Origin of the sequence: Citrobacter sp. wls708, from assembly GCF_005281255.1 — a bacterium.
Classification (GTDB): Bacteria; Pseudomonadota; Gammaproteobacteria; order Enterobacterales; family Enterobacteriaceae; genus Citrobacter; species Citrobacter werkmanii.
The window spans coordinates 19,373-41,448 of record NZ_SZXE01000015.1 but is presented as its reverse complement, the minus strand read 5'-3'; the positions used below and the strand labels follow the sequence as shown (position 1 = coordinate 41,448).

Here is a 22,076-nt window from a genome sequence, read left to right as displayed (position 1 = left end):
GCGTTTACTGGAAGTAAACTCGTCACTGATTTGGCACTGGCCGTATTTGCAAAGTGTTATTGCAGTGATGATACGGGATCAATTTAACGGACTGGTCATTAACCAACAGAACTTATTTTCTTTGTTAGTCTCTCCTTCAAAATATTGTCAGCATGGTCGTGAAAATCTGCTTCGTGAACATCAGGAGCATTTACTTTATTTGCAGCGTTTATGTCGGTATTGTCGTACTTCCGGCATTCGGGTTTGGCTGCAAGGCGAAGCGCTTCCCCGTGGCGCTAAAATCCAGGAAAAATACCCCGAATATCCGCTAATTGATAACAGCAATGCGGATGAGATTTTCTGGAAGAATTTTTATCAGCACGATCTTTATGAGGCTCTGGAAAAATTGCCGGATATTGATGGGGCAATTGTTAATCTTCCTCGACATCAGCCTTATAAAGCCAACTGGGTTTCAATACTCCCATATCTCTATAAAACGCTGCGTACCCTCGGAAAAAAAATGGTGTTACGTGACTATATGGATGATGAAGCCGCCTCGTGGCAATTGGTTAATGCCTTGCAGGTGCTGCCGCCAGATGTGCGGGTGTCCATAAAGGCGGTTGCGCAGGGATATCGCCCTGGGTTTGTTAATAATCCGCTCCTGACTCAGCTTGATGGGCGAATAAAGTGGATCGAATTTGACATGTGGGGGCTGGAATATGGCTGGACGCTTCTTCCGTGCTATTTGCTGGAAGAAATCCAGGGCCGATTAAGCTGGGTAGAAAGTATGGCGGGCGAAGAGCTGGAGGCTATAACGGGGCGGCTTAACTGGGAATGGATTTCGAACAGTTCGCTGATCAACTCTGTCAATTCTGTCAACTTGCACGGCCTGGCGATGTTTGGCCGCGAAATTTTTATGACCGAAAAACAGGCGTTTCACTGCTGGCTGACGGATATGCTTGAGCATAAAGTGGGGACGGCTGAGGTGAACCTTTTCCACCAGCTGTACACCTGCAGCTACGAATGGATGAGAAAGACCCCCTACATTCTGGGGCATGTTCTGCATCATTACAGCCAGGTGCCGGAGAGCTATGCCCAGGCCGTGAAGCAGCTTCAGCTGCACGTGCGCAAATCAGATGATTATGCCCTGTCGACCCTGTTTCCGGTAAACGATCCCGATAGAGGACGTGAGCAATTCCAGCAGTTGGTACTTGAAAAAGAGCGCGCTCTTTTCCTTGCCCAGGATTCGCGTAACCGGCTCTATCAAATCATCCATTCTGTTGCGATGTCCGACGAGAAGAGGGAGCTGTTTAAGCGAGTCTGGGAACGCGTCCCTTGGTACACCGAAATGTTTAACCGCGTCTCACGCAGCGTTGCCATGAAAATGATGGTAGACAATTATGGTCATCAGAGCGGTATTTCTTTATTTGAATTAACGAAAGAAATTAATGAACTGCGCCTGCTGGCAACACGACTTTCAGAATGGATGGATAAGGAAGAACAGCAGCAGCCCCATTATCTGGCGATGCTATTTGATCCTGCCAGGCTGATTAGCCTGGCAGACAGTCTGACTGAAAATGAATAGCTTACGCGTCAGTGTTTTTAAGCTGTTGGTAAAAATCACGCAGGATATAAAATGCTTTTTTACGCGTTACCTTGTCAGCGGTAATAAGGCCCTTGCAATTGAATCCCTTCTGATAGGGATTCTGACGGCGTTCTGTCCGGTAGTCATACAATAACCACGGGGTAAAACCCCGAACGTAATTAAGTTTTGGCAAATATTCGGTCTGCTTGCGATATACCTCCGCCATATAGTTTTCCGAGAACGGCCCTGACGTCGGCGCATTATCACCGATAACCCCTTCAGCCCCGGTTTCGGTAATAACGACGGGTTTAGAGGGTGATGAATTTTCTCCCAGCATAATCAGATCGTCGAAATTCTCTTCATACCAGCCGTAATACTCGTTAAGGCCGATAATATCGAGATGATCCGCCAGGCGATCTTCAATCTTCATTTTGGCATGGTTAACAAGGCAGGCGGCAGAAATTAAACGGCTTGGATCGGCCTGACGAGCGGCGTCAACCAGCATGGTCATAAAGTCCAGCCGTTCATCGGTATCCGCGTTTTCATTGCCGACCGACCAGATAATCACGCTGGCACGGTTACGGTCGCGATAAATCAGCTCCATCAGCTGATTATGTGCATCGCGCTGGGTAGCCGGATTTTTAAAATCTATCGCCCAGTAGTTTGGGATCTCTTCCCAGAGCAACAAGCCGACTTCATCCGCTATGCGAGCCGCCATCTCATGATGTGGATAATGTGCCAGCCTCAGGTAGTTGCAGTTAAGCTCTTTTGCATGGTGAAACCGGCGGCGGATATCTGCTTCACTGGTCATTTTTCCGGACAGAAGATCGTCTTCGTGACAGTTAACGCCGCGAAGATAGAGTGACTGGCCGTTCAGACGAATATCCGTCCCCACGACCTCTATTTGCCTGAAGCCGACACGATCGCTCACGTAGTCACGTCCCAGCGATGCTATCACGCGATATAATTTGGGACGGTCAGGGGACCAGATCTGCGGCATGGCAGACAGCTCTGCGTTCGCCACGCCGTTAATCACTGGAAGCATGACGGCAATACCCAGCTCTGAGATCGTTAAGTTAACCTCCTTCGCTTCTCCTTCCACGGCAATTTTTACCGCGATCCGGTTATATTTCCCATCAGGCACTAAATAGACAAACAGATCCCGGATATAGGATGGCGGGGTGCGATACAGTTCAATTTCACGGTATATCCCGCCATAGTTAAACCAGTCGTTATTTCGTAAGGGTAAACGATCAGTGGTACGCGTATTATTTACGCAGATCATCAGCACATTATTTCCCTGCTGAATTTCGGAGGTTAACTCTGCGCAAAATGGAGTGGAGCCACCATAATGGTTGCCAATAAATTGGTGGTTGAGGAATACTTTGCAATCGTAGTTAGCCGCGCCAATGCGCAAGAAAACACGTTCGTCCGCATCCCGTTCGATATAATCGATTTCGCGGGTATACCAGGCGCTCCCCTCAAAGTAGAACCACTTTTCGTTCATCATCTGCCAGCATCCCGGAACCAGTACGGAATTGCCAGCAAAAGGATCGTAGTCGTAAGGATCGCGGCGCGTTTCAGGATCGCGTTTTTCCAGAAGATGCCACTTTTGTCTTAGCCCGGTGTCATGGAGATCCAGCGTAAAGCGCCACTCGCCACTCAGGCTTTCACTGTCACGCCCCCCGGTGAACAACAGATTGGTGTGATTAAAATTCTGCGTATTGTACGGAATGTCATATTGCTCGTTGTGTAAGCACTCTACGGCATTTTCAGCCAGGTCCGATTTTTCCAGCATGAGATATCCTTCCTAAATGAGGTGTTTCTGAAGGATAACGGTTCAAATTCATACTCAGGGCTGCTTCCTCAATCACTGACGGAATCGAAAGTGGGAAAAAACTGTAAATGTGATGGATGTCGAAAATGGAGCGTGTTTTCACGTGATCGACATCTCATTATAAATTTTATCAGCGTGATCTTTATCACATTAGCATTTACGGGGAGCGATATTACTCACATAAATTCAGAGGGGAACTTCGGGGATCTCAATTCCATTTCTAACCCGTCACGGACTCTGACCCGGTCACTTACAATGGCGAAAAGTTAACAGTTATTTGTATTGGGTCTGTTTGGATACATTATCTTATCGTGACGGAGGAAATACGATGGGGCAGTTGCAAAGCGGTGTCAGTAATGAGGCAGTAAAGGCAGGATCGACAACCAGTCGATATCGATGGACAATTTGCGCATTACTCTTTTTTTCCGTCACCATTAATAATCTCGACAGATCTATTTTAGGTTTGCTCGCGCCAATGCTCCAGAAGGATATTGGCTGGAATGAGATTGAGTACGGAAATATTGTTACCGCATTTCAGGCGGCCTATGCGGTAGGCTTATTTCTGTGCGGACGTATTGTTGATGTTTATGGCGCCCGCCTGGTCTTGCCCATTGCACTCGCACTCTGGAGTATCGCGGCGATGGCGCACGGCATGGTCGGTACGGTTGTTGGGTTTATTTACGCACGCATCTTTCTTGGACTGGGTGAAAGCGCCAACTTCCCTTCAGCCGTGAAGGTAACCGCAGAGTGGTTTCCCAAACGAGAGCGCGCATTCGCAACGGGCATATTTAACGCTGGCTCTAATGTCGGGAATGTGTTTGCGCCGGTCATTATTCCCTGGATAGCCTTACAGTGGGGCTGGCGTGAAGCCTTTATCGTGACGGGCGCGGTAGGGCTTATCTGGATTGCTTTCTGGCTACTGCTGTATGGAAAACCGGAGAAAGTTAAGAAAGTAAACAAAGAAGAATTGGCCTGGATCCATCAGGATGATGATGCTGAGACGGCAGCGCAAACCACGCAAAAAATAAGCTGGTTAGGGCTGCTGAAATATAAGCAAACCTGGGCATTCGCCGTCTGTAAATTCCTTACCGACCCTATTTTTTGGTTCTTCCTCTTCTGGATCCCGAAGTGGCTACACGACGCTCGCGATATTGATATGGCCCATATGGCGATGCCGTTGGTGCTCATCAATGTGCTGGCAACACTTGGCGGTCTTGCAGGAGGCTATCTCCCGGCATGGATGGTTAACCGTGGAATAGCAGTAAATAAGGCGCGTAAGTTCACCTTATTATTATGCGCAATCTGCGTGCTCCCGATTTTATTGGTCTCCAACGTTTCTAATCTGTGGGTGGCGGTAACGTTAATTGGTATTGCCGTCGCGGCGCATCAGGGTTGGTCCGTCAATCTTTATACCAGCGTATCGGATATGTTTCCTAAACAAGCGGTGGGTGCCGTGGTAGGTATCGGCTGCCTGGTAGGCTCGCTTGGTTCCATTCTCTTTACCCAAGCGACAGGACATATTTTGCAGGCTACGGGCAGCTACTGGTCTATTTTCCTGATGGGCGGATTTGCCTATCTGCTGGGTTTCCTGATTATGCACGTATTAATTCCAACCATGTCGGTTGCTAAATTTAAATAATATTGATCTCACAGGTACAAAAAATGTCATTAACCGATAATTTATTACAGGAACGTATTCTTGCGGCTAAAGATAAAAGTCTGCTTTGGTTAAAAAGCATGCAACTTCAGAACGCAACCCCGGGCGTATTGCGTGTGAGCGAACGACACCAGGCTGAACAATGGCCGCAAATGCTTCTGCCAGGAACTTATGATGGTACGATGGCGCGCGCGTTATTAGGAGATAACATCCCGGAGAAAAAAGCGCTGGCGGACTGGATATTGCGCCATCAACGGGAGGACGGATATTTCGAACTGCCGGGCTTAAACTGGAGCGAAACATGGAAAGGCCCGGATGCCAATAAAACGCGCCAGTACATGCGTTTTCACGCGACGAATTACTGTATGGGGGCGCTGGAAGTGCTTGATCAGCTCAACAGGCTGGAACTGCCTTTTATAAAACCGTATCTCGATCCTCAGTATTTTTGGGCATGGCTGGCTCAACGTGACATGCGCGATCCGTGGCTTGAAGGTAACAACATCGTCAATATTGGCAGCTTCCTGCTGCTTGAAAAGCAACGCGATCCGCAGGGACCCGCGGCGCAGCGATTACAGGATATGATTTTCTGGCATAACCAGCAGAGTGAACCCTATTCCGGTTTCTGGGGACCCGGGCAGCAGTTCAGCCAGGAGGCACTTCTATTTGCGCTCTGCGGTGCAACGCATAATTTGCACGTGTTCTATGCCCTTGAGGAAGATATTCCCAATTTTAACCAGTCAATGAGCCGCTGCCTGGAGCAGCCCTTAGCCATCCGCAGCAGCTGTATTGATGTCGATATTATCGATATTCTGGCGCACGGCCATACGCGCTGTCCGCATCGTCGTGATGAAATTGAACACTGGCTGCGTCGTATGTTGGTGGCATTACTGGATTTCCAGAATGCAGATGGAGGGTTCCCGGACACCCTGCTTGGTGAGCGCGGTTACGATGGATGGGTGAAGGGTTACAAAGAGCCGCAGGGCTACAGTAATACTTTTGCGACCTGGTTCCGCTGGATAGCGATTGCGATGATCGCCCAGGTATTATGGCCGCAATGGCAGAACTGGCGTTTCCGTAAGACGATTGGTATAGGGTATTTCAAAGCCCCGTCCCTGTAATTTTCTTTCCTATAGCTAAGTGTCTCTGGCCCATAGATAAATCATCCCGCAAGGGGCGTCTATGGGCACGTCATACTGTTATTGATAGATTTTAATGTAAAAGTTGAGACTCTCTGAAATGAAAAATCCACGCAATTGCGTGGATTTTATGGGGTTTTCCATTTTTCATGCGATTCACTGAGATCGCATGAGACAACAGAAACGAATTAGACGTTGAACAGGAAGTTCATCACATCGCCATCTTTCACGATGTAATCTTTCCCTTCTGCACGCATCTTACCGGCTTCTTTCGCGCCTTGCTCACCTTTGTAGGTGATGAAGTCTTCAAACGCGATAGTCTGTGCACGGATGAATCCTTTCTCGAAGTCGGTGTGAATTTTACCGGCCGCCTGCGGAGCGGTAGCGCCGACAGGGATGGTCCATGCACGTACTTCTTTCACGCCCGCGGTGAAATAGGTCTGCAGATTCAGCAGCTCATAGCCTGCGCGGATCACGCGGTTCAGTCCCGGTTCTTCCAGACCCATCTCGGCCATAAACTCTTCACGGTCGGCATCGTCCAGCTCTGCGATGTCGGCTTCAACGGCGGCGCAAACAGCTACCACCACGGAACCTTCAGCAGCGGCGATTTCGCGTACCTTGTCGAGGTACGGGTTGTTTTCAAAACCGTCTTCGTTGACGTTGGCGATATACATGGTCGGCTTCAGCGTCAGGAAGCTCAGGTATTTGATGGCCGCTTTATCTTCGTCAGTCAGATTTTTCAGCGCGCGCAGCATGCCAGCGTTTTCCAACTGCGGCAGGCATTTTTCCAGGGCAGCCAGTTCAGCTTTGGCGTCTTTGTCGCCGCCTTTGGCTTTTTTCTGTACGCGATGAATAGCGCGTTCACAGGTATCCAGATCGGACAGCGCCAGTTCGGTATTGATAACATCAATATCGTCAGCCGGATCCACTTTGTTATTAACGTGGATGATGTTGTCGTTCTCAAAGCAGCGCACCACGTGGCCGATAGCTTCGGTTTCGCGGATGTTAGTCAGGAACTGGTTACCCAGACCTTCACCTTTAGAGGCGCCTTTTACAAGGCCCGCGATATCAACGAATTCCATCGTGGTTGGCAGGATGCGCTGCGGTTTGACGATTTCGGCCAGCTGATCCAGACGCGGATCGGGCATCGGGACAACACCCGTGTTCGGCTCGATAGTACAGAACGGGAAGTTTGCCGCTTCAATACCCGCTTTTGTGAGCGCGTTGAACAGGGTGGATTTGCCTACGTTTGGCAAACCGACGATACCGCATTTGAATCCCATGTTTAAATCACCTTAATCTTTTGATATTCAATCTGTTATGGAAAACAGATTGTAGAAAAGTAAATAACTTTGCCTATTATACACAGCACGCGAGCAAAATGCCGCACATCGCTGCTTATTGCGCTTTAAAGGTATGTAACCGGCTCGTTGCTTTAGTCAGGCCATCTTTGAACAAAATCTCGGTACAACGGACCGCTTCGTCAATCGCTTCATCAATTAACTTCTGTTCAGAAACAGGCGGTTTGCCTAAAACAAATCCGACAACTTTGTTTTTATCGCCCGGATGGCCAATTCCAACGCGTAAACGATGAAAGTTAGGGTTATTGCCTAACTTGCTGATGATGTCCTTCAGGCCATTATGTCCGCCATGACCACCGCCAAGCTTAAATTTCGCCACCCCTGGCGGCAGGTCTAGTTCGTCATGCGCAACCAAAATTTCATCAGGGTTGATGCGATAAAAACTGGCCATCGCGCCGACCGCCTTGCCGCTCAGATTCATAAATGTGGTCGGCACCAGCAGGCGGACATCTTCGCCTTCGAGCGTAACCCTGGAGGTGTAGCCGAAGAATTTCGGCTCATCGCGCAGGGGAGCGCGTAGTCTCTCTGCCAGTAGATCAACATACCAAGCACCGGCGTTATGCCGCGTTGCCGCATATTCTGCGCCGGGGTTTGCCAGACCGACAATCAATTTAATCGACACGTGTTTTGTCCTGAATGTATCTATAAACGACGTGTAGTTTACTGTCTGGCGCTGCGCTTGACAAAAAACTGCGTGCTTATCCTCAGAAAACTGAATAATTGCGAAACTGGACTATTAGAAATTGAGTGTGTTCAGTAGCTTATTTGTAAAGTTTTGTTGCGCGGGTGTTTGTAATTGTGATCGCTCCCGCACTTGCGAACGGCAGTGTTGTCTATACTTTACACATAAGGATTAGGGGTATTCCCTGTAACAACCCAAAGTTCCGGAGGTGACACATGAAACGCAAAAACGCTTCGTTACTCGGTAACGTGCTCATGGCTTTAGGGTTGGTGGTGATGGTGGGTGGCGTTGGTTACTCTATTTTAAACCAATTGCCGCAATTTAATCTGCCACAGTTTTTCGCACATGGTGCCGTGCTCAGTATTTTTGTCGGTGGAGTTCTCTGGTTAGCGGGGGCCAGAGTCGGCGGGCACGAACAAATCAGTGACCGTTACTGGTGGGTACGTCATTATGACAAACGCTGCCGTCGCGGTGATACCAATCATCGTCACAACTAAATAGCCTCTCCGCTGCGAGAGCCACTGTTTGCGGGCAGAGTCCTGGTTGAAAACCAGTCCTCTGCTTGTTCATGTTGTCCTGGATAAATGCGCTTATCTTCGCTGCGCATTTGCAGAGATGTTATTCGAATAATCGATAATGTAACGTCTTAACCGCGCTATCCGCCGCATCGGCCGGTAACAAAATGCACAGGTTATCGTTTGATGCGCCGTGGCAAATCATGCGTACCGTATGCTCTTCGAGCCAGGCAAAAACGTCTTTGCAAACCCCCGCAGCCTGGGTCAGTTTATTGCCCACCAAAGTGACTAATGCCAGTCCGGTTTCCACTTCCACCCGACAGTGGGAGGACAATGCGGTAAACAATGCCGTGCTCAGTATATGGTCCTCACCCGATGTCGCATGAGTGGCGTCCAGCGCCAGCGCAATACAATTTTCTGATGTTGTGACCAAATCCACTGCCACCGCGTGGTGGGATAAAATGGCAAATACCTGCGCCAGAAAAGCACAGGGCGGTTGTGTCTGCAAACTGTGTAATCGTAATAGCGTCTGTTTACGGCGCACGGCGAGTGCCCGATAACGCGGTGGATTATCGGTGGTGTTGTGCACCAGCGTACCACCGGCAGAAGTATCTTTACTTGAGCCAACAAAGACCGGAATGTTTTTCCGCATGGCAGGCAGCAGCGTCGCCGGGTGAAGAACCTTCGCACCGTAGGCGGCCATATCGCTGGCCTCGGAAAATGAGATATGGTCGATCCGTTTGGCCCGTGGTGCAATGCGCGGATCGGTGGTGTAGATCCCGGCAACGTCAGTCCAGATGTCCACACGTGCGGCGTGCAGCGCCTCACCAAGTAGCGTGGCGGTGTAATCACTCCCGCCGCGTCCCAGCGTTGTGGTATGCCCGCCTGCGTCGCGACCAATAAATCCCTGGGTAACCATAATAGCCTGTTCAAGACGCGGGCGCAGATGAGTCTCCACCTGGTAGTGCAGGGTGCTGAGATCCGGTTCAGCGCAGCCGTAGTTCGAGTTGGTACGCATTACGCTGCGGGCGTCAAACCACCCGGCTTCGGCGTGCCGTTCACGTAATACTTCAGTAAACAGCAAAGAGGACATCAGTTCGCCGTGGCTGACTAACTCATCGCTTAGCGCATCGGACGGTGAAACCGTCGCCGCTTCTGCAAGGCGGCGTATGTTGTTGAGAAGATTATCGATTTCCGTGCTGATAACGGACGGCTGCTTCAGGCGGGAAATAATGTTGTATTGGATGGCGCGTAACGTCTCAAGCTTATCTAATTGTTGATGTGTTTCCAGACCTTCAGAAAGCTCGACCAGTAAGTTTGTTACGCCTGCGGAAGCAGACAAAACGACTAAACGGACATCTTGATCAGCAAGAACAATGCTGGCGCTGCGGTTCATCGCATCAAAATCAGCGACGCTGGTGCCGCCAAATTTGGCAACGACGGATGGTGGATAAATGCGAGTCATAACAATCTCATATCAGGGCGCCATAAAAGTATGGCTAGAAAATTTTCATTCTCGGCATAAGGGAACGCACGTTCTCCTTACGAAATGTCCGCCCGCGAACATTTCTGCTGACAACCCAGGGAATACCTGTTGTCGATAACGCGTGTCGCCTGTACGCGTTACCGGGTGCTGCGCATTAGTTCTTTATTTACAGAGCCTGTAAATAAGCGCGCCATACTAAGTGATTTATATTTAGGGATCGACTTTTTTATTCGATTTATCGAAAAATAAGTGAAAAATCATGTCGTAGTGAATAAACGCGTACATTATTAATGGTAAAAACATGTAAAAAATAATAAAAACATGAAAACCTCATGGTTTTTATAACATCGTATACGTTGCGACTGGCAACAATTTTGTAAAATAAATAGCTATATTTGTTTATGTTTTCCTAATGTTGGATGTGCTTTATGCTTTGAATTTTAAGGTAAAAATGCTCATTTAAGACGTTGGAAAATAAATGATTGAGTCCTGTGCTAAAACAACATATATTAGCCGCGCTTTTTTACAGGTAATCCTTATAACCATTTATTCAATCAGGCGTTAATCTACACCTGGTTGTAGGAGTGATATGATGACGGATAAAGTCCGTATTGATACTTTAAGTGCTAATTCATTACCGCAGAGCAATGATACCTTTTTAGCAAGACAGGCTGAGTTTGAATCTAATGTCCGCAGCTATCCACGTAAACTGCCATTAGCGATTGCGAAAGCGCAAGGCGTCTGGATTACTGACGTAGAAAATAATCAATATCTTGATTGTCTTGCAGGTGCCGGTACCCTGGCGCTCGGTCACAATCATCCTGAAGTGCTGCAGAGCATTCAAAGTGTCATCACAAGCGGCTTACCGTTACATACGCTTGATCTTACCACGCCGTTAAAAGATGAATTTTCATCTTATTTACTGTCTTTATTACCGGGCCAGGGCAAAGAGTATTGCCTGCAGTTCACCGGGCCGTCCGGTGCCGATGCCGTTGAAGCGGCGCTGAAGCTGGCGAAGAAAGTAACCGGTCGTTCCAGCATTATCAGCTTCTCCGGCGGCTACCACGGGATGACCCACGGCGCGCTGTCCGTAACCGGCAACCTGTCGCCGAAAGAAGCCGTCAGCAACATGATGGCGGAAGTGCAGTTTATGCCGTATCCACATCAGTACCGCTGCCCGCTGGGTATCGGCGGTGAGGCTGGCGTGAAAGCATTAACTTACTACTTCGAAAACCTGATCAACGACGTTGAAAGCGGCGTGCGTAAACCGGCTGCGGTGATCCTTGAAGCCGTGCAGGGCGAAGGCGGCGTGAACCCGGCGCCGGTCGAGTGGTTACAGCGCATCCGTAAAGTCACTCAGGAACACGGCATTCTGCTGATCATCGATGAAGTCCAGGCAGGCTTCGCGCGTACCGGTAAGCTGTTCGCCTTCGAACATGCGGGTATCGAGCCAGACATCATCGTCATGTCCAAAGCGGTGGGCGGCGGTCTGCCACTGGCGGTTCTGGGAATTAAGAAGCAGTTCGATGCGTGGGCTCCGGGCCACCATACCGGTACCTTCCGCGGCAACCAGCTTGCGATGGCGACTGGCCTGACAACGCTGAAGATCCTTAAAGACGACAAGATTGCCGACAAAGTTGCCGCCCAGGGCGAGTGGCTGAAAGGCAAACTGGCTGACCTGCAGAAACGCTATCCGGTGATTGGCCAGGTGCGCGGTCTGGGTCTGATGATCGGTCTGGAAATCGTTAAGCCGAACGAAGCGCAGGATCACATGGGCTGCTACCCGGCCGATGGCGAGCTGTCTGCGCTGCTGCAGAAAAAATGCTTCGAAAACGGGCTGATTCTGGAGCGTGGCGGCCGTAACGGTTGCGTACTGCGCCTGCTGCCATCTCTGCTGATCACTAACGCTGAGCTGGAAGTGTTCCTCGATAAATTCGAAAACGCCCTGCTGGGCGCTGGCGTAAAGCCGGTTTAAACGGAGTTGGATCGAATGTCAGACGTAAACCCGATTCTGTCCGGCTCGGCGCAGAGCATTGCTGCCTACCAGGACGCTATCGAGCAGAGTACGCAAGCGGTCGTTGAATGGTTGAAGCAGCCTGAGATGTATCAGGGCAAAACCGTTGAACAGCTGCGCGAACGTATCAACCTGAATTTTACGTCTCAGGGCCTGGGCAACCAGGCCGCTATTGAGCGTGCGGTTGAATACTTTCTCAAAGACAGCCTGTTGGTTCACCATGCGCAGTGCGTGGCGCACCTGCACTGCCCAAGCCTGGTGATTAGCCAGGCGGCGGAAGTGCTGATCAACGCCACTAACCAGAGCATGGACTCCTGGGACCAAAGCCCGTCGGCCACGATCATTGAGATCAAACTGATCGAATGGCTGCGTGAGCAGGTGGGCTATGCGGCAGGTGATGCGGGCGTGTTCACCAGCGGCGGCACCCAGAGTAACCTGATGGGCCTGATGCTGGCGCGCGACGCGTTCTTTGCCCGTCAGGGGCACTCCATTCAGCAGAATGGTCTGACCGGCGACCTGAGCAAAATCAAAGTGTTTTGCTCTGAAACCGCGCACTTCTCCGTGCAGAAAAACATGGCGTTGATGGGGCTGGGCTACCGTTCCGTCACTCAGGTGAAGACCGATGCGTTCTCACGTATGGATCTCGCTGACCTAAAAGACAAGCTGGCCCAGGCGCAAGCCAACGGCGAGCAGGTGATGGCGATTGTCGCCACGGCCGGGACGACCGATGCGGGCGCAATCGATCCGTTAGCCGATATCGCGGCGCTGGCGGCAGAGCATCAGATCTGGATGCACGTCGATGCGGCGTGGGGCGGGGCGTTACTGCTGTCTGAGCAGTATCGTCACTTCCTGAACGGTCTTGAACTGGCAGATTCCGTGACGCTGGACTTCCACAAACAGTTCTTCCAGACCATCAGCTGTGGCGCGTTCCTGTTAAAAGACGCGCGTCACTACGAGCTGATGCGCTACCAGGCGGCGTACCTGAACTCTGATTTCGATGAAGAGCACGGCGTGCCGAACCTGGTGTCGAAGTCGCTGCAGACCACGCGCCGTTTCGACGCGCTGAAGCTGTGGATGGGTCTCGAAGCGCTGGGTAAAAAGCAGTATGCCGAAATTATCGATAACGGCGTCACGCTGGCCCGCGATGTGGCTGAGTTTGTGAAAACCCAGCCGCATCTGGAGCTGGTGATGGAGCCGCAACTGGCAAGCGTGCTGTTCCGCTTCCGTCCGGCAAGCGACGATTTGGCGTTTGTTGCGCTGCTCAACCAGCGTATCGGCGACGTGCTGCTGGCTTCCGGTAGCGCCAACGTCGGCGTCACCGAAGCCGATGGCATCACCTGCCTGAAGCTGACGCTGCTGAACCCGACCGTGTGCCTGGAGGATGTGAAAGTCCTGCTGGCGAGCGTGAAGGCGACGGCTGAGCAACTGCTGAAAGCGTAAGCATTAAGCTTGGTATAAAAATGGCTCCCGCGGGAGCCATTTTTTTTATCTGTAGCGCTTCGACGACCCGCGACGGGTTAGATGATGTCTGCGAGTGCAGCGTCTTTATTCGGGAAGAACGTCAGACGTCCTGGTATAGGCTGAATACCCGCGCGCGCCATAGTACGTAGCGGCTGGAACTCCAGGTTACTGATACGTAATTCGCAACCTTCCGGCAGACGTTTAACAAAACGCTGGAAGGCGTCCAGACCACCGGCATCCAGCACCGGGACTGCGTCCCACTTCAATACCACAATGCGTTTACCCGCAATACGCGACTCGAGATCGGTAAATAATCCCTCCGCTGCGGCAAAGAACAGCGGGCCGATGACGCGTAGCACCAGAACATCGCCTGGTACATCAACGTTGACCGGCGCCAGACGCGTCATACGCGCAATACGGCGCATAAACAGCAGAGAGGCGAGAACGATCCCGACGCTGATGGCGATAACCATGTCGAACAGCACCGTCAGCGACATACACATCAGCATGACGATGATGTCGTCTTTTGGCGCATGGCGCAGCAGATCCACCACTTTGTGGGCTTCACTCATGTTCCATGCCACCATCAGCAGCAGTGCGGCCATGGCGGAAAGCGGTAGCCAGGAAAGCAGCGGCGCTAAAACCAATAGCGCCAGGATCACCAGAATCGCGTGGATGACCGCAGAAATGGGTGAGGTTGCCCCGGCGCGGACGTTGGCCGCAGAACGGGCAATTGCCGCCGTGGCGGTGATACCGCCAAAGAACGGCGCGACGATGTTACCCAGCCCCTGACCAATCAGCTCGCTGTTGGCTTTATGCTTGGTGCCGGTCATCCCGTCGAGGACGACGGCGCACAGCAGAGATTCAATCGCCCCCAGCATCGCCATCGAGAAGGCTGCCGGTAACAGCGCCTGTAACGAACTCCAGCTCAGGGTAAAGTTTGACTCCGGCATATTCCACGGTAATACCAGTTGCGGCAGCAACTGCGGGATACCGTTACCCTGTGAGCCGTCAGCCAGAATGTAGTGGAACTGGGAACCGATGGTCGCAACGTGACCACCGGTCAGGTTCACAATTCCCATTACCGCACAGCCTGCCAGCAGTGCAGGAAGGTGGCCCGGTAGTCGGATCCCCAAACGAGGCCAGAAAATCAGGATCCCCAGCGTTACAACGCCAATGGCGGCATCGCCGAAGTTGATGGTCGGCAAGGCCATAAACAGCGCACCAACTTTTTGCAGGTAGTGCTCCGGTACATGGGCCATTTGCAGGCCAAGAAAATCTTTAATCTGCATGGTACCGATGGTGATACCAATACCCGACGTAAAGCCTAACGTAACCGACACGGGAATATATTCGATCAGGCGACCAAAGCGGGCGAGGCCGAAAAGGATCAGAAATATCCCGGACATGAGCGTGGCAACCAGCAGGCCTGCCAGCCCAAACTGTTGCGACACCGGATACAGGATCACCACGAAGGCGGCGGTTGGGCCAGAGACGCTAAAACGCGACCCCCCGGTGAGAGCGATAACAATCCCAGCGACGGCGGAGGTATACAGACCGTACTGCGGCGCAACGCCACTGCCTATTGCCAGGGCCATTGCCAGAGGAATGGCAATGATCCCCACGGTTATCCCGGCGATCAGGTCACGGGTAAAGCGAGAAGCGGTATATTTTTCTTTCCAACAAGCGTCGATGAGGGCGCGGAAAGGCATCACATGTGAGGAAAATAATCTGTTCACAATAATGTTTCATCCATGAGCGCATCATCTGTCAACTAAATGGCAGGTGAAGGAGGCAAAAGTCATACAAATAAGTATTACAGATAAAAAAACCCGCCGCAGCGGGTTTTTGAGCCGGGCTCGATTAATGCTCGAACATGGCAGAGATGGATTCTTCGTTGCTGATACGACGAATCGCTTCGGCCAGCATACCCGACAGGGTCAATGTACGCACGTTTGGCAGTGCTTTGATTTCGTCAGTCAGTGGAATAGTGTCACAGACAACGACTTCATCAATCACTGAGTTGCGCAGGTTGTTTGCCGCATTACCGGAGAAGATCGGGTGGGTTGCGTAAGCAAATACGCGTTTTGCACCACGTTCTTTCAGTGCTTCTGCTGCTTTACACAGCGTACCGCCGGTATCGATCATGTCATCAACCAGTACGCAGTCACGACCTGCAACGTCACCAATGATGTGCATCACCTGAGAAACGTTCGCACGCGGACGACGTTTGTCGATGATAGCCATATCGGTATCGTTCAGCAGTTTAGCAATAGCACGGGCACGCACGACGCCACCGATGTCCGGAGAAACCACGATCGGGTTGTCCAGGTTCAGTTGCAGCATGTCTTCTAACAGGATCGGGCTACCGAATACGTTATCAACCGGTACGTCAAAGAAGCCCTGGATCTGTTCAGCATGCAGGTCAACGGTGAGGACGCGGTCAACGCCAACGCTGGACAGGAAATCAGCGACGACTTTAGCGGTAATCGGTACACGAGCGGAACGTACGCGACGATCCTGACGTGCATAGCCGAAGTAAGGAATAACGGCGGTGATACGGCCTGCGGAAGCACGGCGCAGCGCATCAACCATAACGACCAATTCCATCAGGTTGTCGTTAGTAGGGGCACAAGTGGACTGGATGATGAAAATATCACCACCGCGTACATTTTCATTAATTTGTACGCTGACTTCGCCGTCGCTAAAGCGACCTACAGCGGCGTCGCCGAGTGAAGTGTACAGGCGGTTGGCAATACGTTGTGCTAGTTCCGGGGTGGCGTTACCAGCAAAAAGCTTCATATCAGGCACGAGAAGAACCTCAGGCATGCGTCCATTGGTGGAAAGAATCTGCCGAAAACTGTGCGGGCCAGGCAGTATCCTCTCCATGCGGTGTATTAAAGAGCGCGATGCAACGTCTGGAACAGGGTGACGTTGTCACCGCAACTCAGCTTGCCCGGTTTACCCTTCATCCTTCGCGTTTCATGTGCGTTGGCGTTAATTCCTCACACCAGCACATACTGTTGTATGCGCCAGGCGCTCCGTCATCTCGCCATTTTCCTGAAACCCGAATGATTTAGAGTAACGCTCTATGCAAAGGGGAGAGGTTGACGCCTTTCGCCACAAAGCCTTTGAGCCATTCCGGGGCTTGCTCAAGCACCTGGCGAGCACGAGACTCTGTATCAAATTCAGCAAAGACACAGGCCCCTGTACCAGTCAGGCGCGACGGCGCGTATTCTAACAGCCAGGAAAGCGCCGCATCAACCTCGCGAAAACGTTTTCTTGCGATAACCTCGCAATCATTGCCGAATTCACATTTTAGTAACGTTTTTATTGACCTTTTTGGCGTGTTACGCGGGAGGTCAGGATCGTTAAAAATGACCGGCGTTGGAATGCTGACGCCCGGATGAGCGACCAGATACCATTTTTCCTCTGGCTCGACCGGCGTCAGGATTTCTCCCACGCCTTCGGCAAAGGCCGCGTGGCCGCGCACGAACACGGGAACATCCGCCCCCAGCGTCAAGCCGATTGCCGCCAGTTCATCAACCGAAAGCCCGCACTGCCAGAGATGATTCAGCGCCACCAGAACGGTGGCCGCATTTGACGAACCACCGCCCAGGCCGCCACCCATCGGCAGGCGTTTTTCGATACTGATGTCCGCGCCGCTTCCTGCGGGCAGGCGATCGCTCGCAGACGCCGTCTTCATCAGCAAACGCGCCGCGCGCACGATCAGGTTATCTTCATGCGCAACGCCTTCCACCGGGGTTAAGAGATGAATTTCACCATCGTGGCGCATATTGATGCCAATCTCGTCGCCATAATCGAGAAACTGGAATAACGTCTGCAGCGTGTGGTAACCGTCCGCACGCTGCCCGGTAATGTATAAAAACAGATTCAGTTTCGCCGGAGAGGGCCAATGGCTCATCATTTCACAATCCAGTTATCCATTTTCAGCTTAATACGCTGGGAGCCGTCGGACAGCTCCATATTGGCCGGCATCGCAGGCTGCGTTTTGCTGTCGTAGGCGCTATAGACCACTTTCCAGCTTTTACCGTCTTTGCTGTAGTTCACTTCACTCAGACGATATTGGTCGTCGAGCTTGTAATCGGTAGCGTCACCCGGCAGACCAAGGATCCACTGGCGCAGGCTATTCAACGGAATAGGCATGCCGGTCAGTTTACCAATCATCTCTTCGGCGTCGTCGGCGGTGTAGTGCTTACCTTTGTTATCGACAAGTTCAACGTTGCCCGGCTGCGCGTTGAGTTCCAGTTCCGTGCTTCCCAACGGGTTGGTCAGCAGCAGACGATAGCGATCCTGTCCGGTTTGCTGCCAGAAAAAGCGGGCATACACTTTCTGTTGATCGGAGATATAAGCGAACGCACCGCGCGTCTGATATTGGTTCAGGGCGCGTACTTCCTGCTGGTGCTGGCGCCACTGCGGGGAATCGGGGCTTTTGCCGGGACCTTTCGGCGCGTTGAGGGTACAGGCACTAAGAACCAGGGCTGCAAGGGGCAGCAGGCGAATCAGGCGAAAATCAGGCAGGGTCATAATGATGACAAATCCTTGAGATACGTTGCAGTTATAACTCTCAATGCTAGCGCCACCATCTGACATCGTCTACGTTCAAGTTATCTTAAATCGCTTAAATTTGTGCGCTAAGCTATTACTCCAAAAGGGGGCTGTCTCTTTTATTGACCGCACGCATCCTGTATGATGCACCCAGTCTAACCTTATCAACGCTGGTACTATTCCCGCTCACATGACCCTTTTAGCGCTTGGTATTAACCATAAAACGGCACCTGTATCGCTGCGAGAACGCGTAACGTTTTCGCCGGATACGCTCGATCAGGCGCTGGACAGCCTGCAAGCGCTGCCAATGGTGCAGGGCGGGGTAGTGCTGTCGACATGTAACCGCACAGAGATTTACCTCAGCGTGGAAGAGCAGGATAACCTGCAAGAAGCGCTGATTCGCTGGTTGTGCGAATACCATAATCTTAATGAAGAAGATCTGCGCAATAGCCTGTACTGGCACCAGGACAATGACGCCGTCAGCCATCTGATGCGCGTTGCCAGTGGTCTGGATTCGCTGGTGCTCGGCGAGCCGCAGATTTTGGGACAGGTGAAAAAAGCCTTTGCGGATTCGCAGAAAGGCCACCAGAACGCCAGTGCGCTGGAGCGCATGTTCCAGAAATCGTTCTCTGTCGCTAAACGTGTCCGTACCGAAACCGATATCGGCGCCAGCGCTGTTTCCGTGGCTTTTGCCGCCTGTACGCTGGCGCGGCAGATCTTTGAATCGCTCTCCACGGTAACCGTGCTGTTAGTCGGCGCAGGCGAGACCATCGAGCTGGTCGCGCGTCATTTGCGCGAACACAAAGTGAAGAATATGATCATCGCCAACCGTACGCGTGAACGCGCGCAGGTGCTGGCGGATGAAGTCGGCGCCGAAGTGATTTCATTGAGCGATATCGACGCCCGCTTGCAGGATGCCGATATTATTATCAGTTCAACCGCCAGTCCGCTGCCGATTATCGGTAAAGGAATGGTAGAGCGTGCGCTTAAAAACCGTCGCAACCAGCCTATGCTGCTGGTGGATATCGCCGTACCGCGCGATGTCGAGCCGGAAGTGGGCAAATTGTCCAACGCCTACTTGTACAGCGTTGACGATCTGCAAAGCATCATTTCGCATAACCTGGCGCAGCGCAAAGCGGCTGCTGTGGAAGCCGAAACGATTGTAGCGCAGGAAACCAGTGAGTTTATGGCCTGGCTGCGTGCCCAGGGCGCAAGCGACACTATCCGCGAGTATCGCAGTCAGTCAGAACAGATCCGTGATGAACTGACCGCCAAAGCGTTGGCCGCTCTTCAACAGGGCGGTGATGCGCAAGCCATTATGCAGGATCTGGCCTGGAAACTGACTAACCGCCTAATCCATGCACCAACCAAATCACTTCAACAGGCCGCCCGTGACGGGGATAGTGAACGCCTGAATATTCTGCGCGACAGCCTCGGGCTGGAGTAGCAGCACACCAATCTTATTTTTACAGGGTGCATTTACGCCTATGAAGCCTTCTATCGTTGCCAAACTGGAAGCCCTGCATGAACGCCATGAAGAAGTTCAGGCGCTGCTCGGCGATGCGGGTACTATCGCAGACCAGGAACGTTTTCGTGCACTGTCGCGCGAATATGCCCAATTAAGCGATGTATCGCGCTGTTTTACGGACTGGCAACAGGTTCAGGAAGATATCGAGACGGCTCAGATGATGCTCGACGATCCTGAAATGCGTGAAATGGCGCAGGATGAACTGCGCGAAGCAAAAGAGAAATGTGAACAGCTGGAACAACACCTGCAGGTTCTGCTGTTACCGAAAGATCCTGATGACGAACGTAACGCCTTCCTTGAAGTGCGCGCGGGAACCGGTGGTGATGAAGCGGCGCTGTTTGCCGGCGATCTGTTCCGCATGTACAGCCGTTACGCTGAAGCGCGTCGCTGGCGGGTTGAGATCATGAGCGCCAGCGAAGGCGAGCATGGCGGATTTAAAGAAGTCATTGCCAAGATTAGCGGCGAAGGCGTTTATGGCCGACTGAAATTTGAGTCCGGCGGTCATCGCGTGCAGCGCGTACCGGCGACGGAATCACAGGGACGAATTCACACCTCTGCCTGTACGGTCGCGGTCATGCCGGAACTGCCGGATGCTGAACTGCCGGACATCAACCCGGCCGATCTGCGTATTGATACCTTCCGCTCATCAGGCGCAGGGGGCCAGCACGTTAACACCACCGACTCCGCAATCCGTATTACCCACTTGCCAACCGGCATCGTGGTGGAATGTCAGGACGAACGTTCACAGCATAAAAACAAAGCGAAAGCGATGTCGGTGCTGGGGGCGCGCATTCGTGCGGCCGAAGTGGCAAGGCGTCAACAGGCGGAAGCCTCTGAACGTCGCAACCTGCTGGGCAGCGGCGATCGCAGCGATCGCAACCGCACCTATAACTTCCCGCAGGGGCGCGTGACCGATCACCGCATTAACCTGACGCTCTACCGTCTGGATGAAGCGATGGAAGGCAAACTGGATATGCTCATTGAGCCAATTGTCCAGGAATACCAGGCCGACCAACTGGCGGCATTGTCCGAGCAGGATTGATGGACTATCAGCACTGGCTGCGTGAAGCGATAAGCCAATTACCGGCAAGCGAAAGCCCGCGCCGTGACGCCGAGATTTTACTCGAGTTCGTTACCGGTAAGGGGCGCACCTTTATTCTGGCTTTTGGCGAAACGCTGTTAACCGAGGCGCAGCGTCAGCAGCTCGACACATTACTGGAGCGGCGTCAGCGGGGCGAACCCGTGGCGCACTTAACCGGCGTTCGCGAGTTTTGGTCGCTGCCGCTGTTTGTATCGCCAGCCACGCTGATTCCGCGTCCGGATACCGAGTGTCTGGTGGAGCAGGCGCTGGCTCGCCTGCCAGCCTGTGCATGTCGCATTCTCGATCTGGGGACCGGTACGGGCGCGATTGCCCTGGCGCTGGCAACCGAGCGTCCGGATTGCGCGGTGACGGCGGTTGATCGGATGCCGGATGCCGTGGCGCTGGCTATGCGTAATACGCAGCACCTGGCTATCGGCAATGTTCGCGTGCTGCAAAGCGACTGGTTTAGCGCTTTGCAGGGGCAGCAGTTTGACATGATTGTCAGCAATCCTCCGTACATCGACGAACAGGATCCGCATCTGGCGCAGGGCGATGTGCGCTTTGAGCCGCTGTCGGCGCTGGTGGCGGGCGATCGGGGGCTGGCGGATATCGTACATATTATCGATCGGTCTCAGCACGTGTTAACGCCCGGCGGCTATCTGTTGCTGGAACATGGCTGGCAGCAGGGTGAGGCCGTGCGCGATGCCTTTACGCGCGCGGGTTATCTGGCGGTTGAAACCTGCCGTGATTATGGCGGCAACGAGCGAATTACGCTTGGACGCATCCCATCATGAGTACCATCAGTGTGTTACTCAACGTTCATCTCATCAGCATTGCGTTTTCCGTTAGTCTGCTGACGCTGCGTTTTTGGTGGCGTTACACCGACGCGCGTCTAGCCCGTGCCCGCTGGACGCGCATTGTGCCGCCGGTGGTGGATACCGTTTTATTAGTCAGCGGCGTGGCGTTAATGATTAAAACGCACATCCTGCCATTCACCGAACAAGGGACATGGCTGACTGAAAAGCTGTTTGGGGTTATCATTTACATCGTTTTGGGTTTTATTGCGCTCGATTACCGTCGGGCGCGCAGCCAGCAGGCGCGATTAGTCGCATTTCCGCTGGCGTTGGTGGTGCTGTACATCATCATTAAACTCGCCACCACAAAAATACCGTTACTGGGGTAAGT

The 22,076-nt window shown here is 52.3% G+C and carries 18 protein-coding genes; 10 read left to right on the top strand and 8 right to left on the bottom strand.

What is annotated here, in order from left to right; genetic code table 11:
- Positions 1-46 precede the first annotated feature (46 nt).
- Complete coding sequence (locus tag FDW97_RS05355; RefSeq protein ID WP_137350736.1) at positions 47-1,564, top strand: hypothetical protein; 1,518 nt, start codon at positions 47-49, stop codon at positions 1,562-1,564.
- A gap of 1 nt (position 1,565) precedes the next feature.
- Here the strand turns inward: FDW97_RS05355 and FDW97_RS05350 are convergent, their stop codons facing one another.
- The gene (locus tag FDW97_RS05350; protein ID WP_085048073.1) at positions 1,566-3,362 is read right to left on the bottom strand and encodes a glycoside hydrolase family 2 protein; all 1,797 of its coding nucleotides are present in this window, start codon (positions 3,360-3,362) and stop codon (positions 1,566-1,568) included.
- Between the two features lie 367 nt (positions 3,363-3,729).
- On the opposite strand from FDW97_RS05350, the gene FDW97_RS05345 reads away from it, so the two are divergent.
- Together FDW97_RS05345 and FDW97_RS05340 are read left to right on the top strand one after the other, a co-directional pair.
- Entirely contained in the window at positions 3,730-5,040 is a 1,311-nt protein-coding gene (locus FDW97_RS05345) for an MFS transporter (protein WP_233593108.1), read from the top strand.
- A gap of 23 nt (positions 5,041-5,063) precedes the next feature.
- Complete coding sequence (locus FDW97_RS05340; RefSeq protein ID WP_085048074.1) at positions 5,064-6,176, top strand: hypothetical protein; 1,113 nt, start codon at positions 5,064-5,066, stop codon at positions 6,174-6,176.
- Between the two features lie 206 nt (positions 6,177-6,382).
- On the opposite strand, the gene ychF is transcribed toward FDW97_RS05340, so the two are convergent.
- Entirely contained in the window at positions 6,383-7,477 is a 1,095-nt protein-coding gene (gene ychF, locus FDW97_RS05335) for a redox-regulated ATPase YchF (RefSeq protein WP_038641169.1), read from the bottom strand.
- 115 nt (positions 7,478-7,592) lie between these two features.
- The gene (gene pth, locus FDW97_RS05330; protein WP_085048075.1) at positions 7,593-8,177 is read right to left on the bottom strand and encodes an aminoacyl-tRNA hydrolase; all 585 of its coding nucleotides are present in this window, start codon (positions 8,175-8,177) and stop codon (positions 7,593-7,595) included.
- Positions 8,178-8,452: 275 nt separating this feature from the next.
- Here pth and ychH point away from each other — a divergent pair, with 275 nt between their 5' ends.
- Complete coding sequence (ychH, locus tag FDW97_RS05325) at positions 8,453-8,734, top strand: stress-induced protein YchH (protein ID WP_003833480.1); 282 nt, start codon at positions 8,453-8,455, stop codon at positions 8,732-8,734.
- Between the two features lie 121 nt (positions 8,735-8,855).
- Here ychH and lysC read toward each other — a convergent pair whose 3' ends face one another.
- Positions 8,856-10,217, bottom strand: coding sequence for a lysine-sensitive aspartokinase 3 (gene lysC / locus FDW97_RS05320; protein WP_038641166.1), 1,362 nt, complete (start codon positions 10,215-10,217; stop codon positions 8,856-8,858).
- Positions 10,218-10,827: 610 nt separating this feature from the next.
- On the opposite strand from lysC, the gene FDW97_RS05315 reads away from it, so the two are divergent.
- Positions 10,828-12,213, top strand: a complete 1,386-nt coding sequence (locus FDW97_RS05315) for a diaminobutyrate--2-oxoglutarate transaminase (protein WP_038641163.1) — start codon at positions 10,828-10,830, stop codon at positions 12,211-12,213.
- A 15-nt stretch (positions 12,214-12,228) separates the two neighbouring features.
- A complete protein-coding gene (locus tag FDW97_RS05310) occupies positions 12,229-13,692 on the top strand; it encodes an aspartate aminotransferase family protein (RefSeq protein WP_137350735.1) in 1,464 nt (487 codons plus the stop codon).
- A gap of 77 nt (positions 13,693-13,769) precedes the next feature.
- On the opposite strand, the gene dauA is transcribed toward FDW97_RS05310, so the two are convergent.
- From dauA to lolB, 4 genes are all read right to left on the bottom strand, one after another.
- Positions 13,770-15,452 carry a C4-dicarboxylic acid transporter DauA gene (gene dauA, locus FDW97_RS05305; RefSeq protein ID WP_085048079.1) on the bottom strand — a complete coding sequence of 561 codons (1,683 nt, stop codon included), beginning with the start codon at positions 15,450-15,452 and terminating at the stop codon, positions 13,770-13,772.
- A gap of 124 nt (positions 15,453-15,576) precedes the next feature.
- Complete coding sequence (gene prs, locus FDW97_RS05300) at positions 15,577-16,524, bottom strand: ribose-phosphate diphosphokinase (protein WP_001518537.1); 948 nt, start codon at positions 16,522-16,524, stop codon at positions 15,577-15,579.
- Positions 16,525-16,789: 265 nt separating this feature from the next.
- Positions 16,790-17,641 carry a 4-(cytidine 5'-diphospho)-2-C-methyl-D-erythritol kinase gene (gene ispE, locus FDW97_RS05295; RefSeq protein ID WP_137350734.1) on the bottom strand — a complete coding sequence of 284 codons (852 nt, stop codon included), beginning with the start codon at positions 17,639-17,641 and terminating at the stop codon, positions 16,790-16,792.
- A complete protein-coding gene (gene lolB / locus FDW97_RS05290; RefSeq protein ID WP_003020792.1) occupies positions 17,638-18,261 on the bottom strand; it encodes a lipoprotein insertase outer membrane protein LolB in 624 nt (207 codons plus the stop codon). The genes ispE and lolB overlap by 4 nt, the downstream gene beginning before the upstream one ends.
- A gap of 211 nt (positions 18,262-18,472) precedes the next feature.
- Here lolB and hemA point away from each other — a divergent pair, with 211 nt between their 5' ends.
- From hemA to sirB2, 4 genes are read left to right on the top strand one after another with little or no spacing between them, the layout of a single operon-like run.
- On the top strand, positions 18,473-19,729 hold the full coding sequence (gene hemA / locus FDW97_RS05285; protein WP_038641154.1) for a glutamyl-tRNA reductase: 1,257 nt from the start codon (positions 18,473-18,475) through the stop codon (positions 19,727-19,729).
- Between the two features lie 40 nt (positions 19,730-19,769).
- Positions 19,770-20,852, top strand: coding sequence for a peptide chain release factor 1 (prfA, locus tag FDW97_RS05280; RefSeq protein ID WP_038641152.1), 1,083 nt, complete (start codon positions 19,770-19,772; stop codon positions 20,850-20,852).
- On the top strand, positions 20,852-21,685 hold the full coding sequence (prmC, locus tag FDW97_RS05275) for a peptide chain release factor N(5)-glutamine methyltransferase (protein WP_085048082.1): 834 nt from the start codon (positions 20,852-20,854) through the stop codon (positions 21,683-21,685). The genes prfA and prmC overlap by 1 nt, the downstream gene beginning before the upstream one ends.
- Positions 21,682-22,074 (top strand): invasion regulator SirB2, encoded by a 393-nt coding sequence (gene sirB2, locus FDW97_RS05270; protein ID WP_085048083.1) that lies wholly within the window; start codon positions 21,682-21,684, stop codon positions 22,072-22,074. The genes prmC and sirB2 overlap by 4 nt, the downstream gene beginning before the upstream one ends.
- Positions 22,075-22,076 lie beyond the last annotated feature (2 nt).

Coding starts and splice junctions, on each gene's coding strand:
- sirB2 (WP_085048083.1), top strand. CDS start 21,682: ATGAGTACCATCAGTGTGTTACTCAACGTTCATCTCATCAGCATTGCG.
- ychF (WP_038641169.1), bottom strand. CDS start 7,477: ATGGGATTCAAATGCGGTATCGTCGGTTTGCCAAACGTAGGCAAATCC.
- FDW97_RS05340 (WP_085048074.1), top strand. CDS start 5,064: ATGTCATTAACCGATAATTTATTACAGGAACGTATTCTTGCGGCTAAA.
- ychH (WP_003833480.1), top strand. CDS start 8,453: ATGAAACGCAAAAACGCTTCGTTACTCGGTAACGTGCTCATGGCTTTA.
- hemA (WP_038641154.1), top strand. CDS start 18,473: ATGACCCTTTTAGCGCTTGGTATTAACCATAAAACGGCACCTGTATCG.
- FDW97_RS05350 (WP_085048073.1), bottom strand. CDS start 3,362: ATGCTGGAAAAATCGGACCTGGCTGAAAATGCCGTAGAGTGCTTACAC.
- FDW97_RS05345 (WP_233593108.1), top strand. CDS start 3,730: ATGGGGCAGTTGCAAAGCGGTGTCAGTAATGAGGCAGTAAAGGCAGGA.
- FDW97_RS05315 (WP_038641163.1), top strand. CDS start 10,828: ATGATGACGGATAAAGTCCGTATTGATACTTTAAGTGCTAATTCATTA.
- prfA (WP_038641152.1), top strand. CDS start 19,770: ATGAAGCCTTCTATCGTTGCCAAACTGGAAGCCCTGCATGAACGCCAT.
- prmC (WP_085048082.1), top strand. CDS start 20,852: ATGGACTATCAGCACTGGCTGCGTGAAGCGATAAGCCAATTACCGGCA.
- ispE (WP_137350734.1), bottom strand. CDS start 17,641: ATGATGAGCCATTGGCCCTCTCCGGCGAAACTGAATCTGTTTTTATAC.
- lysC (WP_038641166.1), bottom strand. CDS start 10,217: ATGACTCGCATTTATCCACCATCCGTCGTTGCCAAATTTGGCGGCACC.
- lolB (WP_003020792.1), bottom strand. CDS start 18,261: ATGACCCTGCCTGATTTTCGCCTGATTCGCCTGCTGCCCCTTGCAGCC.
- FDW97_RS05310 (WP_137350735.1), top strand. CDS start 12,229: ATGTCAGACGTAAACCCGATTCTGTCCGGCTCGGCGCAGAGCATTGCT.